Genomic DNA, 16,162 nt, shown 5'->3' with positions numbered 1-16,162 from the left:
CGGGGGTGAGCGCGCCGGGGGCCGCGCTCACCCCTCCTCGGGCACCCGGACCGGCAACGCCCCCATCGCCCCGCGCAGCGCGGCCGCGAGCTCCTCGAACTCCTCGTGCCTCGCCGAGCCCGTCCGCACCGCCAGCGCCACCCGGCGGGAGGGCGCGGGGTCCTCGAAGTACCCGGTGGCCAGCGCCTCGTTACGCCCGGTCTCCACGGTCACGGCCGTACGCGGAAGGAGCGTCACCCCGAGCCCGCCGGCCACGAGCTGGACCAGCGTGGAGAGCCCGGCCGCGGTCGTCGTCACCGGCGCCCCCTGGGTGCGCCCCGCCTCCCGGCAGATGTCCAGCGCCTGGTCGCGCAGGCAGTGCCCCTCGTCGAGCAGCAGCAGCGGCAGATCGCGCAGCGTCCCGCGCGGCAGGCCGGTACGCCCGGCGAGCTGGTGCTGCTTCTCCATGACGAGCACGAAGTCCTCGTCGAACAGCGGCAGTTCCGTGACGCCGGGCACCCCCAGCGGCACCGCGAGCAGCAGCAGGTCCAGCCGGCCGGCCCCCAGCCCCTCCAGCAGCGAGGAGGTCTGCTCCTCATGGACCTGGAGATCCAGGTCCGGGTAGCGCTCATGGACCAGCCTGAGCACGGCCGGCAGCAGATACGGTGCGACCGTCGGGATCACGCCGAGCCTGAGCACCCCGGTGAAGGGCGCGCGCACCGCCTCGGCCTCCTCCATCAGCTCCCCGAGCGCCTCCAGCACCGCCCGGCTCCGCACCGCGAGGCGCTCCCCCTCGGGCGAGAGCAGCACCTTGCGCGTCGTGCGCTCGATGAGCTGGACACCCAGTGCCACCTCCAGGGCGGACACCGCCCCGGAGAGCGCGGGCTGACTCATCCCGATTGCTGCCGCCGCGTCCCGGAAGTGCAGATGCTCCGCCACAGCCGCGAAGGCGCGCAGCTGCGAGAGGCTGGGCTGCTTGACCCTAATAGCCTGATTTGCATACGCCACTGATAGGCACCTCCGATCGTACGGACCGAGTGTATCCAGATCGGCAATCAATGCACTCAGTGCCACAGCGGGTAAGTTCACCCCCGACGGAAGATCGTCTTCGTGCACGCCAGTATCACTGGACAACACTTTCGAGTGTGATGTCCCAATATAAGTCACGCCTCACCAGCCTTAACGTCCCCTTGAGTCAACTTCCGGGGAGGACATGACGTGATTCCTGTGGGCGCCTATGCGCGCGTATCGGAGGACAAGGCGCTCAGGACGAACGCTGCCGACTGGCGCGAGATCGGCGAACAGGCTGCCGAGCAGTTCAAAGACATGGACGCGTTGGCAGCCGAGTCGATCCGGGCCGTGATGGTCCACCCCGCGGGACGTGGTCGTAGGTTCGACCCCTCGCTGATCGAGGTCGTCTGGATCGAGGGCGGGAAGTGAGTAGCAGCCCCCGCCCGTCGGCGGTCACGCCGACCTCTCCCATGAGTCTCAGCCGCTGGGACGGATCGCCGACGCCTACCACTGATCGCCCACTTCTATCAATCCCTTCGACGTGTCCGATTTCCGTGATCAATGGGGCATGTGGGACTGTGCTCAGGTCCAACCCCAAGCAACACAGGAGTGCCCAGAATCATGCTCACCGTTGGTGACAAGTTCCCCGAGTTCGAACTGACTGCTTGCGTCTCCCTGGAGAAGGGTGAGGAGTTCGAGACCATCACCCACAAGACGTATGAGGGTTGGAAAGTGATCTTCGCGTGGCCGAAGGACTTCACCTTCGTGTGCCCCACCGAGATCGCCGCCTTCGGCAAGCTGAACGACGAGTTCGCCGACCGTGACGCGCAGATCCTCGGCTTCTCCGGTGACTCCGAGTTCGTGCACCACGCCTGGCGCAAGGACCACCCGGACCTGACCGACCTGCCCTTCCCGATGCTGGCCGACTCGAAGCACGAGCTCATGCGTGACCTCGGCATCGAGGGCGAGGACGGCTTCGCGCAGCGCGCCGTCTTCATCGTCGACCAGAACAACGAGATCCAGTTCACGATGGTCACCGCCGGTTCCGTGGGCCGTAACCCCAAGGAGGTCCTGCGGGTCCTCGACGCCCTGCAGACCGACGAGCTGTGCCCCTGCAACTGGACCAAGGGCGAGAACACCCTCGACCCGGTCGCCCTCCTCTCCGGCGAGTGAGCTGATACCGACATGGCACTCGATGAACTGAAGTCCGCCATACCGGACTTCGCCAAGGACCTGAAGCTGAACCTCGGCTCGGTCATCGGCAACAGCGAGCTCCCGCAGCAGCAGCTGTGGGGCACCGTCCTGGCCTGCGCGATCGCTTCGCGCTCGCCGAAGGTGCTCCGCGAGCTGGAGCCGGAGGCCAAGGCCAACCTCTCCGCCGAGGCGTACACCGCGGCGAAGTCGGCCGCCGCCATCATGGCGATGAACAACGTCTTCTACCGCACCCGGCACCTGCTGTCGGACCCCGAGTACGGAAACCTCCGTGCGGGCCTGCGGATGAACGTCATCGGCAAGCCGGGCGTGGAGAAGGTCGACTTCGAGCTGTGGTCGCTCGCCGTCTCCGCGATCAACGGCTGCGGCCAGTGCCTGGACTCCCACGAGCAGGTGCTGCGCAAGGCGGGCGTCGACCGTGAGACCATTCAGGAAGCCGTCAAGATTGCTTCGGTGATCCAGGCGGTCGGCGTGACCCTCGATTCCGAGGCCGTGCTCGCCGAGTAGTACCCATGAACGAGAAGGGCCCCGAGGACGACCGACCGTCCCTGGGGCCCTTCTTTCATGTACGCCGGGCGGCGGGAGCCGGAGCGCCCTGCCGGACTGGAAGGTCAGCCCTTCCGGGCTGCTGAGCCGGAGGACGCCGCGGTGCCCGACAGGTCATGGATCTTGAGGTCCATCCAGCAGGACTCGTGGGTCGCGCCCAGGTGTCGCGGTGTCACCGCACCCAGCCTCCGTGTCGGAACACCTAGGGCTTCTGGTCGTCCGGCGGGGCCGACCCGGTCTCGTCGCCGCGGTCGTCCGAGGCGACAGGTCCCGGTGCGTCCGCGGGCCGGGGCGGTTCCGTCGGCGGCAGGGCCGAGAGCGCCGTCGCGCCGTGCGGCCCTGACCCGTGGAGCACCGCGGGGTCCTGCCCGTACGAGCGCAGATAGCCGACCACCGTATTGGTCACGGCGACCAGGGGTACGGCGACGACCGCACCGCCGATACCCGCCACCATGCCGCCCGCCGCGACCGACAGCACGACGGCCAGCGGGTGGACGCGTACGGCACGGCCGAGGATGAAGGGCTGCAGGATGTGGCCCTCGATCTGCTGCACGGCGAGCACCACGATCAACACCATCAGCGCGGTGAACACGCCCTGGGTGACGAGTGCGACGACCACGGCGAGGGCGCCGGAGACCACGGCGCCGACCAGGGGGATGAAGGCGAAGAGGAAGATGAAGACGGCGAGCGGAACCGCCATCGGCACATCGAGGAAGTAGATCCCGAGCCCGATGAAGATCGCGTCGATCAGGGCCACGATCACCGTGCCCCGCACATAGGCGGTCAGCGTCCGCCAGGCGCGCGGTCCGGCGCCCGCGACGCCCGGCCGTGCCTGGGAGGGCACCAGCTTGAGCACCCACTGCCAGATGCGCTTCCCGTCGTAGAGCAGGAAGAGCGTCGAGAACATCGCCAGCAGCAGCCCGGTGAGGACCTCCACCATCACGGTGACGCCCTGGAGCCCGGCGGAGGTGATCTCCTCCGTATTGGTGCCGATGGTGTCGCTGAGGTTCTTCGCGATGTCGTTGATCTGCGACTCGGTGACATGGAACGGGCTGTCCAGGAGCCAGCGCTTCAGCTCGTCGATGCCGTCGCGGACCCGGTCGGACAGATCGTCCAGATTGTCCATCACCTGCCAGACGACGAACCAGCCGACCAGCCCCATCACGACGAAGCCGAGCACCGCCGTGACCGCGGTGGCCAGACCGCGCGGCAGCCCGAGCCGTCTCAGCCGTACGACGGTGGGCTGGAGCATCGCGGTCACCAGCAGGGCGGCGACGAACGCGAGGACGACCAGTTGGACCGCGCTGATGATCCGCATGAGCACCCAGAGGGTGCCGGCCAGGACCAGCAGCCGCCAGCCGGCCTCGGCCGCGACGCGCATCCCCCAGGGGATCGCGGCCACCGGGTCGGGCTTGGCGGCGACGGAGGGGGCGTAGGAGGGCGGGGCGGGCACCTGTTCGGCGACGACCGTGGAGAGCGTCGACGACGAGCCGCTCACGGCGTCCGCGTCGGCGCGGCGCTCGTCCTCGGCGCGGCGTTCTTCCAGGCGCGCCCCGATCTCGGTGAGTTCGGCACCCACCCGGCCGAGCCACCCCGGAAGTTTCGACATGGAATTTCCCTTTCCCCCGTCCGCTCCCCGCACGCCCCCCGGAGCTGTCCGGATCGACCGTACACGCGAGAAGCCCCCCACCGTAGGACGGTGCGGGGCGTCTCGAGGTTGAGCGCGGAACCCTTCGGGGCTCCTAGTACCAGTTGTTGGCCTGCCAGAAGGACCAGGCGCCGCACGGGCTGCCGTAGCGGCCGTCCATGTAGCTGAGGCCCCACTTGATCTGGGTGGCCGGGTTGGTCTGCCAGTCGGCACCGGCGGACGACATCTTGGAGCCGGGCAGCGCCTGCACGAGTCCGTACGCACCCGAGGAGGGGTTGCTCGCCTGATAGTTCCAGGTCGACTCGTGGTTCACGATGTTGCTGAAGCACTGGAACTGGTCCGCGGGGACCATCTGGCGGGCCATCGCCTGCACTTCGGCCACGCTGTAGGAGCTCTGCGCGGAGAAGGAGGTGGCGTCGCGCACGGAGGAACGGCTCGCGCGCTCGGCCTCCTTCTTGGCCTCGCGCTCCGCCTCCAGCTTGTCCTCGGCCGCCTGCTTCTTCGACTTGGCGTCCTTGGCGGCCTGGATGCGGGCCGTCTCCTCGGCCGACTTCTTGGCCGCCGCGTCGGCCGCGGAGGCCTGTGCGTCGGCCTGCTGCGTCAGCGAAGCGGTCTGAACCTGGGCCTGCTGGCCCGCGGGGATGTCTGCGAGCAGCGTGGTGTCGGCTGCGGCCGCCTCGAAGTTGTTGTCGTCCGCAGCGGGAGTGCTGCCCGACGCAACGCCTACGACGGCGCCTACGGTGGTTACGGCGGTGGCAGATGCCACGGCGAACCCCCGGACCGAGATCCGGCTCACACGGTGTCCTTCCAGCATCGCCCGCTTAGGTGACCTCGCGGGCGCAATCGTGCCCCTGACACTGGCCTCCCTACTGCTTGGGTCACGGGAGGCGCGGGCCCGGTGGGCGACTTCCTTGCGGAAGCGCCGCGTGGTGCTCGCGGGCGGCATACGGACGGCGATTGTTGAGTTGTGTGGTGCGTGGCGCCTCTGGAGGTGCCCAAGTGCCGTATGCGGGGCCTGACGGAAGCAAGACTCTGCCGGAAGGACACGGCGCGTTGCAATTCTGTGCTGCGTGTTAAAGCTCACACCCCGTTTGGCCCACCGCTTTTTCGGAAATGACGGCGCAGCACAATGCCGCCCGGCTAAGCTCCTTGGCTCGCCGGGCGGCATCTATGGGGTGTTACGGGTCAGATGTGTCCGTCCTCCAGCATTTCGGTCACCAGCGCGGCGATGGGCGAGCGCTCGGAACGGGTGAGCGTGACGTGCGCGAAGAGCGGATGCCCCTTCAGCTTCTCGACCACGGCGACGACTCCGTCGTACCGGCCGACCCTGAGGTTGTCCCGCTGTGCCACGTCGTGCGTGAGCACCACCCGCGAATTGGCCCCGATACGGGACAACACGGTCAGCAGGACGTTCCGCTCGAGTGACTGCGCCTCGTCCACGATCACGAACGCGTCGTGGAGCGAACGCCCCCGGATGTGGGTGAGCGGCAGGATCTCCAGCATCCCGCGCCCCAGCACCTCTTCGATGACCTCGCGCCCGGCGACCGCCGACAGCGTGTCGAAGACGGCCTGCGCCCAGGGGCTCATCTTCTCGGACTCGCTGCCGGGGAGATAGCCGAGCTCTTGCCCGCCGACCGCGTACAGCGGCCGGAAGACCATCACCTTCTGGTGCTGACGGCGCTCCAGCACGGCCTCCAGGCCCGCGCAGAGAGCCAGGGCCGACTTGCCGGTGCCCGCCCGGCCGCCCATGGACACGATGCCGACGTCCTGGTCGAGGAGCAGATCGAGCGCGATGCGCTGCTCGGCGCTGCGGCCGTGGATCCCGAAGGCCTCCCGGTCGCCGCGCACGAGACGGACATTGCCCTCGGCCGTGACCCTGCCGAGCGCCTTGCCGCGCTCGGACTGCAGGACCAGCCCCGTGTGCACGGGGTATTCGGCCGCTTCGGGGATGTACAGGCTCTCCTCGCCGAAGAGCAGGTCGACCTGCTCCGCCGCGAGGGTGAGCTCCGCCATCCCGGTCCATCCGGAGTCGGTGACGGCGAGTTCGGCGCGGTACTCCTCGGCGAGGAGACCGACCGAGGACGCCTTGATCCGAAGCGGCAGGTCCTTGGAGACGACCGTGACGTCGTACCCCTCGGCCTGCAGATTGCGTGCGACCGCGAGGATCCGTGAGTCGTTGTCCCCCAACCGGTAGCCGGCCGGAAGGACGCCGGGGTCGGAATGGTTGAGTTCGACACGGAGCGACCCGCCCAGATCCCCGAGCGGGATCGGGGCGTCCAGCCGGCCGTACCGGACCCGGAAGTCGTCCAGCAGGCGCAGGGCCTGCCTGGCGAAGTATCCGAGCTCGGGGTGGTGCCTTTTGGCCTCCAGCTCCGTGACCACGACGATCGGCAGCACGACTTCGTGCTCGTCGAACCGGGTCACGGCTTTGGGGTCGGCCAGCAGGACGCTGGTGTCGAGAACGTATGTGCGCCTGTCGGGCATGCGGCGCTTGCTGCTGGTCACCACGGAAGGACGTACCCCCTCGGACGAGGTCGGGGAGTGCGACGGAGGTCGCGGAACTTCCCGAAGGGAGAGGACGGACCGGGTTCGGACCCCGTGCGCGGGCCGAACACCGGCCCTCCGCGTCGGCCGCACGGTGTGCGGTCCTTCGTGTGCAAAGGGCCTCCCGGGCGAGCGGGCCTGCCGCTCACTTGGCTGCGACGTCCGCCTGGTTGCTGACCGGACGTCGACCTGAGAGCTGTATTCCCTCGAACACGCGAAGCCATGCCCCTGCCTGCGACAAGGTCGCCCGGGGTGCCTGTCCCGCCCCTCAGCCGTCCGGCGGGGCGCGGGGCCCGTCAGGCCCCGTAGCGCCGGTGCCGCGCCGCGTAGTCACGCAGGGCGCGCAGGAAGTCGACCTTGCGGAAGGCCGGCCAGAAGACCTCGCAGAAGTAGTACTCCGAATGGGCGCTCTGCCAGAGCATGAAGCCCGACAGCCGCTGCTCCCCGCTCGTACGGATCACGAGGTCCGGGTCGGGCTGTCCGCGGGTGTAGAGGTGCTCGGAGATCAGGTCCGTGGAGACGACCTCGGCGAGCTCCTCGAAGGTCGTACCCCGGGAGGAGTGCTCCAGCAGCAGGGAGCGGACCGCATCCGCGATCTCCTGGCGCCCGCCGTAGCCGACGGCGACGTTCACGATTATCCCGTCGATGCCCGCCGTGGCCTCCTCCGCCTCCTTGAGGACGGTCTGGGTCCTGGCGGGCAGCAGGTCGAGCGTGCCGACGTGGTGGACGCGCCACCGCCCGTCGGAGGCCAGCTGGCGCACGGTGTTCTCGATGATGCCGAGCAGCGGGATGAGCTCCGCCTCCGGCCGGTCGAAATTGTCCGTGGACAGCAGCCAGAGGGTGACGACCTCGACATCCGTCTCGCTGCACCATCCGAGCAGCTCCGAGATCTTGTCCGCCCCGGCCTGGTGTCCCTGCACGGCCGAGCCGCCGGACGCCTTCGCCCACCGCCGGTTGCCGTCGAGGATGACTCCGATGTGCTTGGGCACCTGGTCGTGATCCAGGCGGCCTCCCACCCGGCGTGCGTAGAGCCCGTACACCAGGTCGCGCAAGTTCACTGAGTTCACCCTCTCGGTTCCGTACGGGCCCCGGGCCCGTCCTCCCCCTCGCGGGGGGTCCGGGGCCGCCCCCCGGGGGGATCGCCGTGCGGTCCGCACACCGCGCTTTCGCGCCGCGGATCGGCATGTCCCGAAGCCGCCACATTACTGCGGCGGGGGCACAGGGGCCCAACCCGGCCTGTCACAACTCCGTGATAAGGAGTGAAACGTGACTGATTCCCTTACCTACCTCGCCGACCCGTCGCGCTACGACTCCATGGAGTACCGCCGCACCGGCCGCAGCGGGCTCAAGCTGCCGGCCGTCTCGCTCGGCCTCTGGCACAACTTCGGCGACGACCGGGGCCTCGGATCCCAGCGGGCGATCCTGCGCCGCGCCTTCGACCTCGGTGTGACCCATTTCGACCTGGCCAACAACTACGGCCCGCCGCCCGGCTCCGCCGAGCTGAACTTCGGCAAGCTCTTCCGCCAGGACTTCGCCCCGTACAGGGACGAGCTCGTCATCTCCACCAAGGCCGGTTACCTGATGCACCCCGGCCCTTACGGGGAGTGGGGGTCCCGTAAGTACCTGCTGTCCTCGCTCGACGCCTCGCTGAAGCGGATGGGCCTGGAGTACGTCGACATCTTCTACTCCCACCGCTTCGACCCGCACACGCCGCTGGAGGAGACGATGGGGGCGCTCGCCTCCGCCGTGGCCCAGGGCAAGGCCCTGTACGTGGGTGTGTCCTCCTACAACGCGGCCCAGACCGCCGAGGCGGCGCGGATCCTCAAGGAGATGGGCGTGCCCGCCCTGATCCACCAGCCCTCGTACTCCATGGTCAACCGCTGGATCGAGTCGGACGGGCTGCTCGACACGCTGGAGACGGCCGGTATGGGCTGTATCTCCTTCGCACCGCTCGCGCAGGGGCTTCTCACCGGGAAGTATCTGACCGGCATCCCCGAGGGTTCGCGCGCGAGCCAGGGCAAGTCCCTGGACCCGGGGCTGCTCGACGAGGAGATGGTGCGGCGGCTGAACGGGCTGAACGACCTCGCGCGCGGTCGCGGGCAGTCCCTCGCCCAGCTGGCGCTGAACTGGGTCCTGCGCGACAGCCGTATGACGTCGGCCCTGATCGGCGCGTCGAGCGTGAAGCAGCTGGAGGAGAACATGGCCGCGCTCGCCGCCCCGGCGCTGACCGCCGCCGAGCTGAAGGAGATCGACACCTTCGCGGTGGACACCGCGAGCACCAACATCTGGGCCAACCGGGGCTGAGACGCGGGCTCCCCGCCGCCGTATTCCGGTAGGTGACCGGGGCCCGGCCCGGAGCCGCCACCGGCCCCGCACACGGGCCGCACATCCGGCACACCGTCCGGGCACAAAAAACGGGCCGGTCCGTGGGGGGGGTTACGGACCGGCCCGAGGGGGGGTTTCCACCATAACCCTTCGTAAGTGCTGCTGCGTGCCACGCCACCAAATAATCACTCTCCGAATTCGCCGGACTGCGCTGCGGGCACGGCTCCAGGGGGTCTCCCGGGGCGCTGATCACGCCCTACAGGACAGTTCCTGTCCTGTAGGGGTCCTACATTCGGCCCATGACGACACGAGCCCGCAGGACGACCGTGAGCTGGCCCCAGGCGAACGCCCGGCGCCTGGACCGGCAGTTCCTCTCCGGGAGCCCGTCGCCGGCCGGTCGTGCCGCCCATGACGTCACCGGTGCCGTCGCCGCGATGCTCGGGGCGCACGCGCAGGTGCTGTCGGCCGCCGAACACTCGGTCGGCCTCCGCGCACCGGGGACGACGCGCACAGATGTCCGTACGGCGCTGTGGGCCGACCGGAGCCTGGTCAAGACGTTCGGCCCGCGCGGCACCGTGCATCTCCTGCCCGCCGAGGAGCTGCCGATGTGGACGGGGGCCCTGTCGGCCGTGCCGACGGGCGGCAGCCCCTTCCCGAAGGACGCCCGGATGACTCCCGATCAGGTCGAGGCGGTCGTGGCCGCGGTGGCCGGCGCCCTGACGGGTGCCGAGCTCACGATCGACGAGCTCTCCGACGAGGTCGTCGCCCGCACCGGCCCCTGGGCGGGCGACCTGGTGATGCCCGCCTTCCAGGGCATGTGGCCGCGCTGGCGCCAGGTGCTGCATCTGGCGGGCCACCGGGGCGCCCTGTGCTACGCGCCGAACCGGGGCCGCAAGGCGGCATACACCAACCCCGGGACCGCCCCGATGCCCGCCCAGGAGGCGACGGCCGCTCTCGTCCGGCGCTACCTGCGGGCCTACGGCCCCGCCACGCCGGTCCACTTCGCCCAGTGGCTCGCGGCGCCGCGCGGCTGGGCCGGGCGGCTCTTCGAGGACCTGGCCGGGGCCGGTGCGATCGAGCAGGTGGCGTTCGAGGGCTCCGGGGCGGCCTGGGTGGCGGCGGGCGACACCCGTTTCCCTTCGACGGTGCCGCGCGGTGTGCGGCTGCTGCCCTACTTCGACGCGTTCGCCATCGCCTCCCGGCCGCGTGAGCGGCTCTTTCCCGGTGCGGCCTACGAACGCGCGCTGGCCGGCGGCCAGGCGGGCAACTTCCCGGTGCTGCTGGTGGACGGCGCGGTCGCCGGGGTGTGGCACCAGCGCCGCTCGGGGAAGCGGATCGCGGTCACCGTGGAACCCTTGAGCCCGCTGGACACCGGGCGGACGCGGGAGCTGGAGGAGCAGGTGGAACGGCTGGGCGAGGTGCTGGAGGGGACTCCGGAGCTGACGGTGGGAAAGGTGACCGTCGGCGGCCACGCGTAGGGCCTGCCGGGCTCAGCCGGCCACGAAGCGGATCGCCACCGTGTCGCCGCCGCCGATCACGAAGTCGCCGTTCTCGCACCGGAGTACGGCCTCGCGCACCTCTCCGTACTCGTCGCGCCGCTCCTGCGTGCCGACGACCGTCCAGGCCCCGCCGTACGGAGGGGGAGGCAGCCGGCTCAGCTGTTCGAACTGCCACTGGCCGGCGGGCACACACCAGTCGGGGAGCTCGGGCCAAGCCCCGGAGGTGATGCTCAGCGTGTGGTCGGAGGCGCAGGTCAGCAGGACCGACTGCCCGCCCTCCAGCACGAATTCGACGGCTTCGGGCTCCCCCGCGCGGCCCTCGGGCCGGTAGAACAGGCCGTGGACGGCGATGATCCGCGCCCCCGTGAGCCAGTCGGCCTTACCGTGGCGCGGCCGGCCGACCGGCGGGCTGATCTCTCCGCCCGGCATTTCCCTTCCCACCGACATGACCTGCTCCTTCGTTGTGCGCTCAACCACCAGGGTCGCACTACTCGTGGGTAGGACGGAGGGGCAGGTGATGCCGTTGCATCCGAGGCCTGTGAAGCCGCCCTCAGCGTAGGGGCGTTGGGGTTTTCTCCGGCTTCCGTGCCTCGATCAGGAAGCGGGCGCTGTGCGCGACGAACGGCCCTTCCTCCTCGATCTGCCGGTGGAGGGAGCGCAGTTGCGGCAGGTAGGCGTCGACGGTGAACCCAGGAACCATCCAGATGACCTTGCGCAGGAAGTAGACGACTGCGCCGATGTCGAGGAATTCGACGCGCAGCCGCTCGGAGCGCAGATCCGTCACCTCCAGACCGGCGGCCTCCGCGTCCTCCCTGGCGCGCTGCGGGTCCCGGGCGCCGCGCTGCTCGGGCGAGAGCGGACCGAGGAAGTACTCGACGAGCTCGAACACGCTCTCCTGGCCGACCTGCTGGGAGAAGTACGTGCCTCCGGGGGCCAGGACCCGGGCGATCTCGTCCCACCAGGTCTTCACCGGATGCCGGCTGACGACCAGGTCGAAGGCCCGGTCGGCGAAGGGCAGCGGCGGCTCGTCGGAGTCCGCGACGACCGCGGCGCCGCGCGGATGGAGCAGGGCCGTGGCGCGGGCGATGTTCGGCGGCCAGGACTCGGTGGCCACGGTGAGCGGTGCCAGCACCGGCGCGGAGGCGAGGACCTCCCCTCCCCCGGTCTGGATGTCGAGGGCGGCCCCGGCCCGTGCCAGCCGGTCCGCCATGGCGCGCGCGTACCCCCAGGAGGGACGCTGCTCCGTGGCCCGCCCGTCGAGCCATGAGAAGTCCCAGCCTTCGACGGAGACGGCGTCGGCCTCCGCGACGAGGGTGTCGAAGCGCTTGTCGGAGGCGGAGGGGACGAGAGGTGCGGACGATCCGGTCATGTGGGAAGGGTGTCAGCCCGCCCCGGCCCGGCGCGAGCCGATATTCCGGGCAGCTGACGACGACGCCGCGAGGTGCGGTGCCGGGGCACTCGAGCCCGGCATGATCCAAACGAGAGCCCCTAGGCAGCGAGTCCCCCGACCAGCAGGCCGGTCAGCGCCCCGGCGATCATGAACGGGCCGAACGGGATGCCTGTCTTGCGCCCGGCGCGTCGCACCAGCATCAGCCCCGCCCCGTACAGCGCGCCGAACAGGAACCCGGCGAAGCCGCCCACGCAGAGCGCCCCCCAGCCGTACCAGCCGAGCGCCACGCCCAGCGCGAGGGCGAGCTTCACGTCACCGAAGCCCATGCCGGCCGGGTTGAGGAGGAAGAGCAGGAGGTAGAAGCCCCCGAGCACCACTCCGCCGAGCAGCGCCGAGGTCCAGGACCCGCCGTGCTCGGGCAGCAGCGCCACACCGCCCAGGAGTACGGCGGCGGCACCGGCCAGCGGCAGCGTCAGCGCGTCGGGGAGCCGGTGGACGCGGCGGTCGATGACGGCGAGGAGCACGGCGACGGGCGCGAGCAGCAGCCAGACGGCGGCCTCCGGGCGGGTCCCGGTGGCCGCGGCGAGGGCCGCGCAGGCGAGCACGGTCACCACGGGCGCGAGCACACCGGGGGCGTAGCGGCCCCGCGCGGCCGGTGCCGGGGTCCGCGGCGCGCCGCCTCCCGGGAGGGAGGGGACGGCCACGGCGCACGCCGCGCATCTCGTCGAGCCGAGCCACCCCCGGGCGGGCCCCGTGAGCGCGTGCCCGGCGGGGCAGGCGTCCCTCCAGGGATCCTCGGGCTCGACGGAGAAGCGGTACGCGGCGCGCGGGAGCAGCAGCCCGGCGGCGGCTCCCCAGAGCGCGGCGACCGCAATCAGAGTGGCTTCCACGGGTCCGACCCTAATCCGGCCCGCGCGGCGGGGTCTTGGGCCCGGGGGCCCACTGCGGGCCGTTCCGGACCCACACGCGGGCCGCGGCCGCTACGGTCGGTTCCCATGGGGAAATGGCGTGACGGCAGCGGGACACTGACGGTCGGGACGGACCCGGGGGCGCCCCGGGTGCCGCTGCGCGTCGCCGCCTCGTACCGGGCGCGGACGCAGGGGCTGCTCGGCGTCGACGGCGTCGACGGCGCGCTGCTGATCACCCCGTGCGGGGGCGTGCACACCTTCCGGATGCGGTTCACCATCGATGTGGCCTACCTGGACCGGAAGTTCGGTGTGCTGGCGGTCCGCACGATGAGGCCCGGCCGGCTCGGTCTGCCCAGGCTCCGCGCCCGCCATGTGGTGGAGGCCGAGGCCGGGGCGATGGAGCGGTGGGGCCTGCGGCCCGGGACACGGGTGCGGGTCTCCGTGCCCGCTACGGAAGCTTCGCCGCCTGGGCGGTGACGAGTGCGGCCGGGATCTCCGGTGCGGTCTCGCCGAGGAAGTTCGCCGCGTAGAAGGTGACGACCGTCGACCCGGTGCGTACGAGCTGGAAGACGAGCGGGACCCTGACCCCCTCCAGGCTGCCCGTCACCTGGTAGGCGAACGACTCCTGGCCGGCCCGGGTCGCGGGCAGAGTCCTGACCTCGGTGTAGGTGGACGGCCCGTCCTCGCTCGTCGTACGGAACCCGCCTGCGCAGGCCCCGGCGGCCTCGCGGACCGAGCGCAGCAGCTCCTCCGCACCGCCCTTCGGGTGCGAGGTGAGGATCTCGGTGACGACGGTCTGGTCGTCCTTCCCCTCCTCGGCGGTGTCCATCGCCGTACGGAAGACGGTGGCGGCCGGGGTGGGTTCGGGCGAGCCGTTGATGATCGCGACGATCGGCCGGCAGGCCTCGGTCCCGGCCTTCTCCGTGCCGCGCTCGTCGGTGCCCTCCAGGGGCGCGACCTCGTAGCCCTTCACCTCGCCCGTGGTGAGAGCCGCCTTCGCGAGCTCTGCCTCGGTGAGGGTCCTGCCGTCGCCGACGGGCGTGGCGGAGGAACCGGCTTCGGGCGTGGCGGCGGCCCCGGAGGCCGGTGCCTGCGAGGCGCCGGCCTTCTTGCCGGCGCCCTTGTCCTTGTCCTCGCCGTCGTCCGGCCCGCAGCCGGCGGCCGCCAGACAGAGGACCAGCGTGCTCGCCGCCACGACCGTGGTACGTACCCTCATCGCTCACCGCTCCTGGCCGCCGGACACCGGATCAGCACGCTAACAACCGGGGTGCCCCCGGCGCGTGGGCCCGTGGGCCCAACTCACGGCGGCCCCGGCCCCAGCAGCGTCCACGCCCCGTACGCGGCGGAGCCGACGGCGAGCACCGCGACGACGATGCCCGTGCGCGCCGTCGTACGCAGCCCGGCCAGCGCGACGGCGGGCGGCAGGAGCAGGGGGAACGCGGGCATCATCAGGCGCGGCCGGGAGCCGAAGTAGCCGGAGCCGATGAGCGAGATGACGACGGTCGCGATGCCGTACACCAGCACGGGCAGCGGCTGCCGCTGCCGTACGCACAGGAACACCAGCCACCCGAGCAGTCCCAGGGCGGCACAGAGCCCGAGCGCGGCGGCCGGGGGCAGTCCGGCGATGAACGCGGCCAGCGCCCGGCCGCCGTCGATGCTGTTGCCCCACTGCGCCTGGACGTCGAAGTACGCGAACGGGCTGCCCTCCCGCACGGCGACGAACACCACATAGGCCAGCCACCCCAGCGGCGCCAGGCAGACCCCCAGCAGCATGCGCGCGTTCCGGCGCGCCAGGCCCCGCCGCTCCCCGGCCCGCCACTCCCGTACGAGGACGACGGCGGCGCTGATCGCGAGCGCCGCGATGAGCGCGGCGGCCGAGGGCCTGGTCAGTCCGGCGAGCACGCACAGCGCGCCCGCCACGATCCAGCGGCCTCTGAGCGCGGCGTACAGGGACCAGGCGGCGAGCGCGGTGAACAGGGTCTCGGTGTACGCCATGGACTGGACGAACGCCGTCGGGTAAGCGCCCCAGAGCGCGGCCAGCACCACTCCGGCCCGGCGCCCGTACAGCCGTGCTCCGACGGCGAAGATCCCCCAGGCGGCGAGGAGCCCCGCCACCCAGGCGACGGCGATCCCGGCGCCCTGCACGGTGAACGGGGTGACCGCGGCGAGGGCCCGTTCCAGGGCCGGCAGGAGCGGGAAGAAGGCCAGGTCGGGGTGGACGCCGCCGTCGGGGAGGGTGACGGTGTAGCCGTAGCCGTCCTGGGCGATCCGCTGGTACCAGACGGAGTCCCAGCGCCCGCCCAGCAGGTGCAGGGCGTCCTTCCCGGCGGCCGACGCCGACACCCAGAAGACGAGGAGCCCGAGGGCCCTGACCGCCGCGTAGGCGCCCAGGGCGGGTGCGGCGGCGGTGAGCAGGGCCAGGGCGCGGTGCCGGGTGCTGCGGGGTCCGGGCGCGACCGGGCGGGCGCGCGTCTGCTGATCGGGCATGCGGCCGATTATGAGCCCGCCGCCCCGGAGGTCACCAAGCCGGGCCCGGCGGCGGCCCTCCTCCGGCCCGCAGGACCTCCGCGTGCGGGGCCTGCCGGGTGCCGAGCCCCCGGCCGACCAGCGGGGCGACCGTGCGGATCAGCTTCAGCTGCGCCGAGCGCAGGACGCGCAACGTGCTGTCGTCGGGCCAGCCGGTCGTGGTGGACCACTCGTATCCCGAGCCGACCACGTCGCTGACGAAGGCCAGCTCGGTCGCCAGCAGGGCGCGCGCCCAGTCCATCGGGTCCAGCGCCTCCTTCGCCGCGAGGGCGCCGCGTATCGACATGCCGCGGCGGCTCAGGTCCTGGGCGCTGTCGAAGCCCATGGCCACGGCGAACTCGTCCGTGCAGCGGGCGGGGCCGCACCATTCCATCAGTCCTAACTGGAGGAGGCGGGACTCCCCGTCGGTCAGGGTCAGTTGCTCAGCCGTGGGCACGCGCCGTCACCTTCCGTTTGCGGCCCGGCCCGGCGCCGTGGGGGTGCGCCGGGACGGGCGTCGATCACCTGCAGCGCAGACGCTAGGGGTACGACGGGCCGCCGTCTTGGGCCCAGGGACCCAACTCGGTCTTTCGTT

Annotated in this window: 17 protein-coding genes; 6 read left to right on the top strand and 11 right to left on the bottom strand. The window is 71.2% G+C overall.

The features are described from left to right. Nucleotides 1-27 precede the first annotated feature (27 nt). Nucleotides 28-987 (bottom strand): LysR substrate-binding domain-containing protein, encoded by a 960-nt coding sequence (locus OG379_RS24910; protein WP_405665233.1) that lies wholly within the window; start codon nt 985-987, stop codon nt 28-30. Nucleotides 988-1,197: 210 nt separating this feature from the next. Here OG379_RS24910 and OG379_RS24905 point away from each other — a divergent pair, with 210 nt between their 5' ends. The 3 genes from OG379_RS24905 to OG379_RS24895 all read left to right on the top strand — a co-directional run bounded on the left by OG379_RS24905 (nt 1,198) and on the right by OG379_RS24895 (nt 2,709). After that, nucleotides 1,198-1,419 carry a hypothetical protein gene (locus tag OG379_RS24905; RefSeq protein ID WP_405665232.1) on the top strand — a complete coding sequence of 74 codons (222 nt, stop codon included), beginning with the start codon at nt 1,198-1,200 and terminating at the stop codon, nt 1,417-1,419. A gap of 192 nt (nt 1,420-1,611) precedes the next feature. Then, a complete protein-coding gene (locus OG379_RS24900; protein WP_362938049.1) occupies nt 1,612-2,163 on the top strand; it encodes a peroxiredoxin in 552 nt (183 codons plus the stop codon). Nucleotides 2,164-2,175: 12 nt separating this feature from the next. Next, nucleotides 2,176-2,709: an alkyl hydroperoxide reductase gene (locus OG379_RS24895; protein WP_393767293.1), complete on the top strand. Its 534-nt coding sequence runs from the start codon at nt 2,176-2,178 to the stop codon at nt 2,707-2,709. 241 nt (nt 2,710-2,950) lie between these two features. On the opposite strand, the gene OG379_RS24890 is transcribed toward OG379_RS24895, so the two are convergent. The 4 genes from OG379_RS24890 to OG379_RS24875 form a co-directional block, all read right to left on the bottom strand. Then, nucleotides 2,951-4,357, bottom strand: coding sequence for an AI-2E family transporter (locus tag OG379_RS24890; protein ID WP_405665231.1), 1,407 nt, complete (start codon nt 4,355-4,357; stop codon nt 2,951-2,953). Between the two features lie 133 nt (nt 4,358-4,490). Beyond that, nucleotides 4,491-5,192: a lytic transglycosylase domain-containing protein gene (locus tag OG379_RS24885; RefSeq protein ID WP_393767479.1), complete on the bottom strand. Its 702-nt coding sequence runs from the start codon at nt 5,190-5,192 to the stop codon at nt 4,491-4,493. 389 nt (nt 5,193-5,581) lie between these two features. Next, nucleotides 5,582-6,904, bottom strand: coding sequence for a PhoH family protein (locus OG379_RS24880; RefSeq protein WP_405665230.1), 1,323 nt, complete (start codon nt 6,902-6,904; stop codon nt 5,582-5,584). Nucleotides 6,905-7,236: 332 nt separating this feature from the next. Beyond that, nucleotides 7,237-7,998, bottom strand: coding sequence for an isoprenyl transferase (locus OG379_RS24875; RefSeq protein ID WP_393767482.1), 762 nt, complete (start codon nt 7,996-7,998; stop codon nt 7,237-7,239). Between the two features lie 208 nt (nt 7,999-8,206). Here OG379_RS24875 and mgrA point away from each other — a divergent pair, with 208 nt between their 5' ends. Both mgrA and OG379_RS24865 read left to right on the top strand, forming a co-directional pair. Next, nucleotides 8,207-9,244, top strand: a complete 1,038-nt coding sequence (gene mgrA, locus OG379_RS24870) for an L-glyceraldehyde 3-phosphate reductase (RefSeq protein WP_405665229.1) — start codon at nt 8,207-8,209, stop codon at nt 9,242-9,244. 320 nt (nt 9,245-9,564) lie between these two features. Next, complete coding sequence (locus tag OG379_RS24865) at nt 9,565-10,743, top strand: winged helix DNA-binding domain-containing protein (protein WP_405665228.1); 1,179 nt, start codon at nt 9,565-9,567, stop codon at nt 10,741-10,743. A 12-nt stretch (nt 10,744-10,755) separates the two neighbouring features. On the opposite strand, the gene OG379_RS24860 is transcribed toward OG379_RS24865, so the two are convergent. The 3 genes from OG379_RS24860 to OG379_RS24850 form a co-directional block, all read right to left on the bottom strand. Then, a complete protein-coding gene (locus OG379_RS24860) occupies nt 10,756-11,211 on the bottom strand; it encodes a hypothetical protein (protein WP_405665227.1) in 456 nt (151 codons plus the stop codon). A gap of 103 nt (nt 11,212-11,314) precedes the next feature. After that, a complete protein-coding gene (locus tag OG379_RS24855) occupies nt 11,315-12,133 on the bottom strand; it encodes a class I SAM-dependent methyltransferase (RefSeq protein WP_405665226.1) in 819 nt (272 codons plus the stop codon). 119 nt (nt 12,134-12,252) lie between these two features. Continuing rightward, nucleotides 12,253-13,044, bottom strand: a complete 792-nt coding sequence (locus OG379_RS24850; protein WP_405665225.1) for a prepilin peptidase — start codon at nt 13,042-13,044, stop codon at nt 12,253-12,255. A 105-nt stretch (nt 13,045-13,149) separates the two neighbouring features. Between OG379_RS24850 and OG379_RS24845 the strand changes: the two genes are divergently transcribed. Then, entirely contained in the window at nt 13,150-13,539 is a 390-nt protein-coding gene (locus tag OG379_RS24845) for a DUF192 domain-containing protein (RefSeq protein ID WP_405665224.1), read from the top strand. Here the strand turns inward: OG379_RS24845 and OG379_RS24840 are convergent. From OG379_RS24840 to OG379_RS24830, 3 genes are all read right to left on the bottom strand, one after another. Continuing rightward, a complete protein-coding gene (locus OG379_RS24840) occupies nt 13,511-14,278 on the bottom strand; it encodes a hypothetical protein (RefSeq protein ID WP_405665222.1) in 768 nt (255 codons plus the stop codon). The two genes, OG379_RS24845 and OG379_RS24840, sit on opposite strands and share 29 nt — an antisense overlap. 83 nt (nt 14,279-14,361) lie before the next feature. Next, nucleotides 14,362-15,549, bottom strand: coding sequence for a hypothetical protein (locus OG379_RS24835; protein WP_405665221.1), 1,188 nt, complete (start codon nt 15,547-15,549; stop codon nt 14,362-14,364). 31 nt (nt 15,550-15,580) lie between these two features. Further along, entirely contained in the window at nt 15,581-16,024 is a 444-nt protein-coding gene (locus tag OG379_RS24830) for a hypothetical protein (RefSeq protein ID WP_405665220.1), read from the bottom strand. Nucleotides 16,025-16,162 lie beyond the last annotated feature (138 nt).

Origin of the sequence: Streptomyces sp. NBC_01166 (genome assembly GCF_045039765.1) — a bacterium.
Taxonomy (GTDB): domain Bacteria; phylum Actinomycetota; class Actinomycetes; order Streptomycetales; family Streptomycetaceae; genus Streptomyces.
Note: the sequence above shows the minus strand (reverse complement) of the source record. Positions and strands in the feature narration are given on the sequence as shown.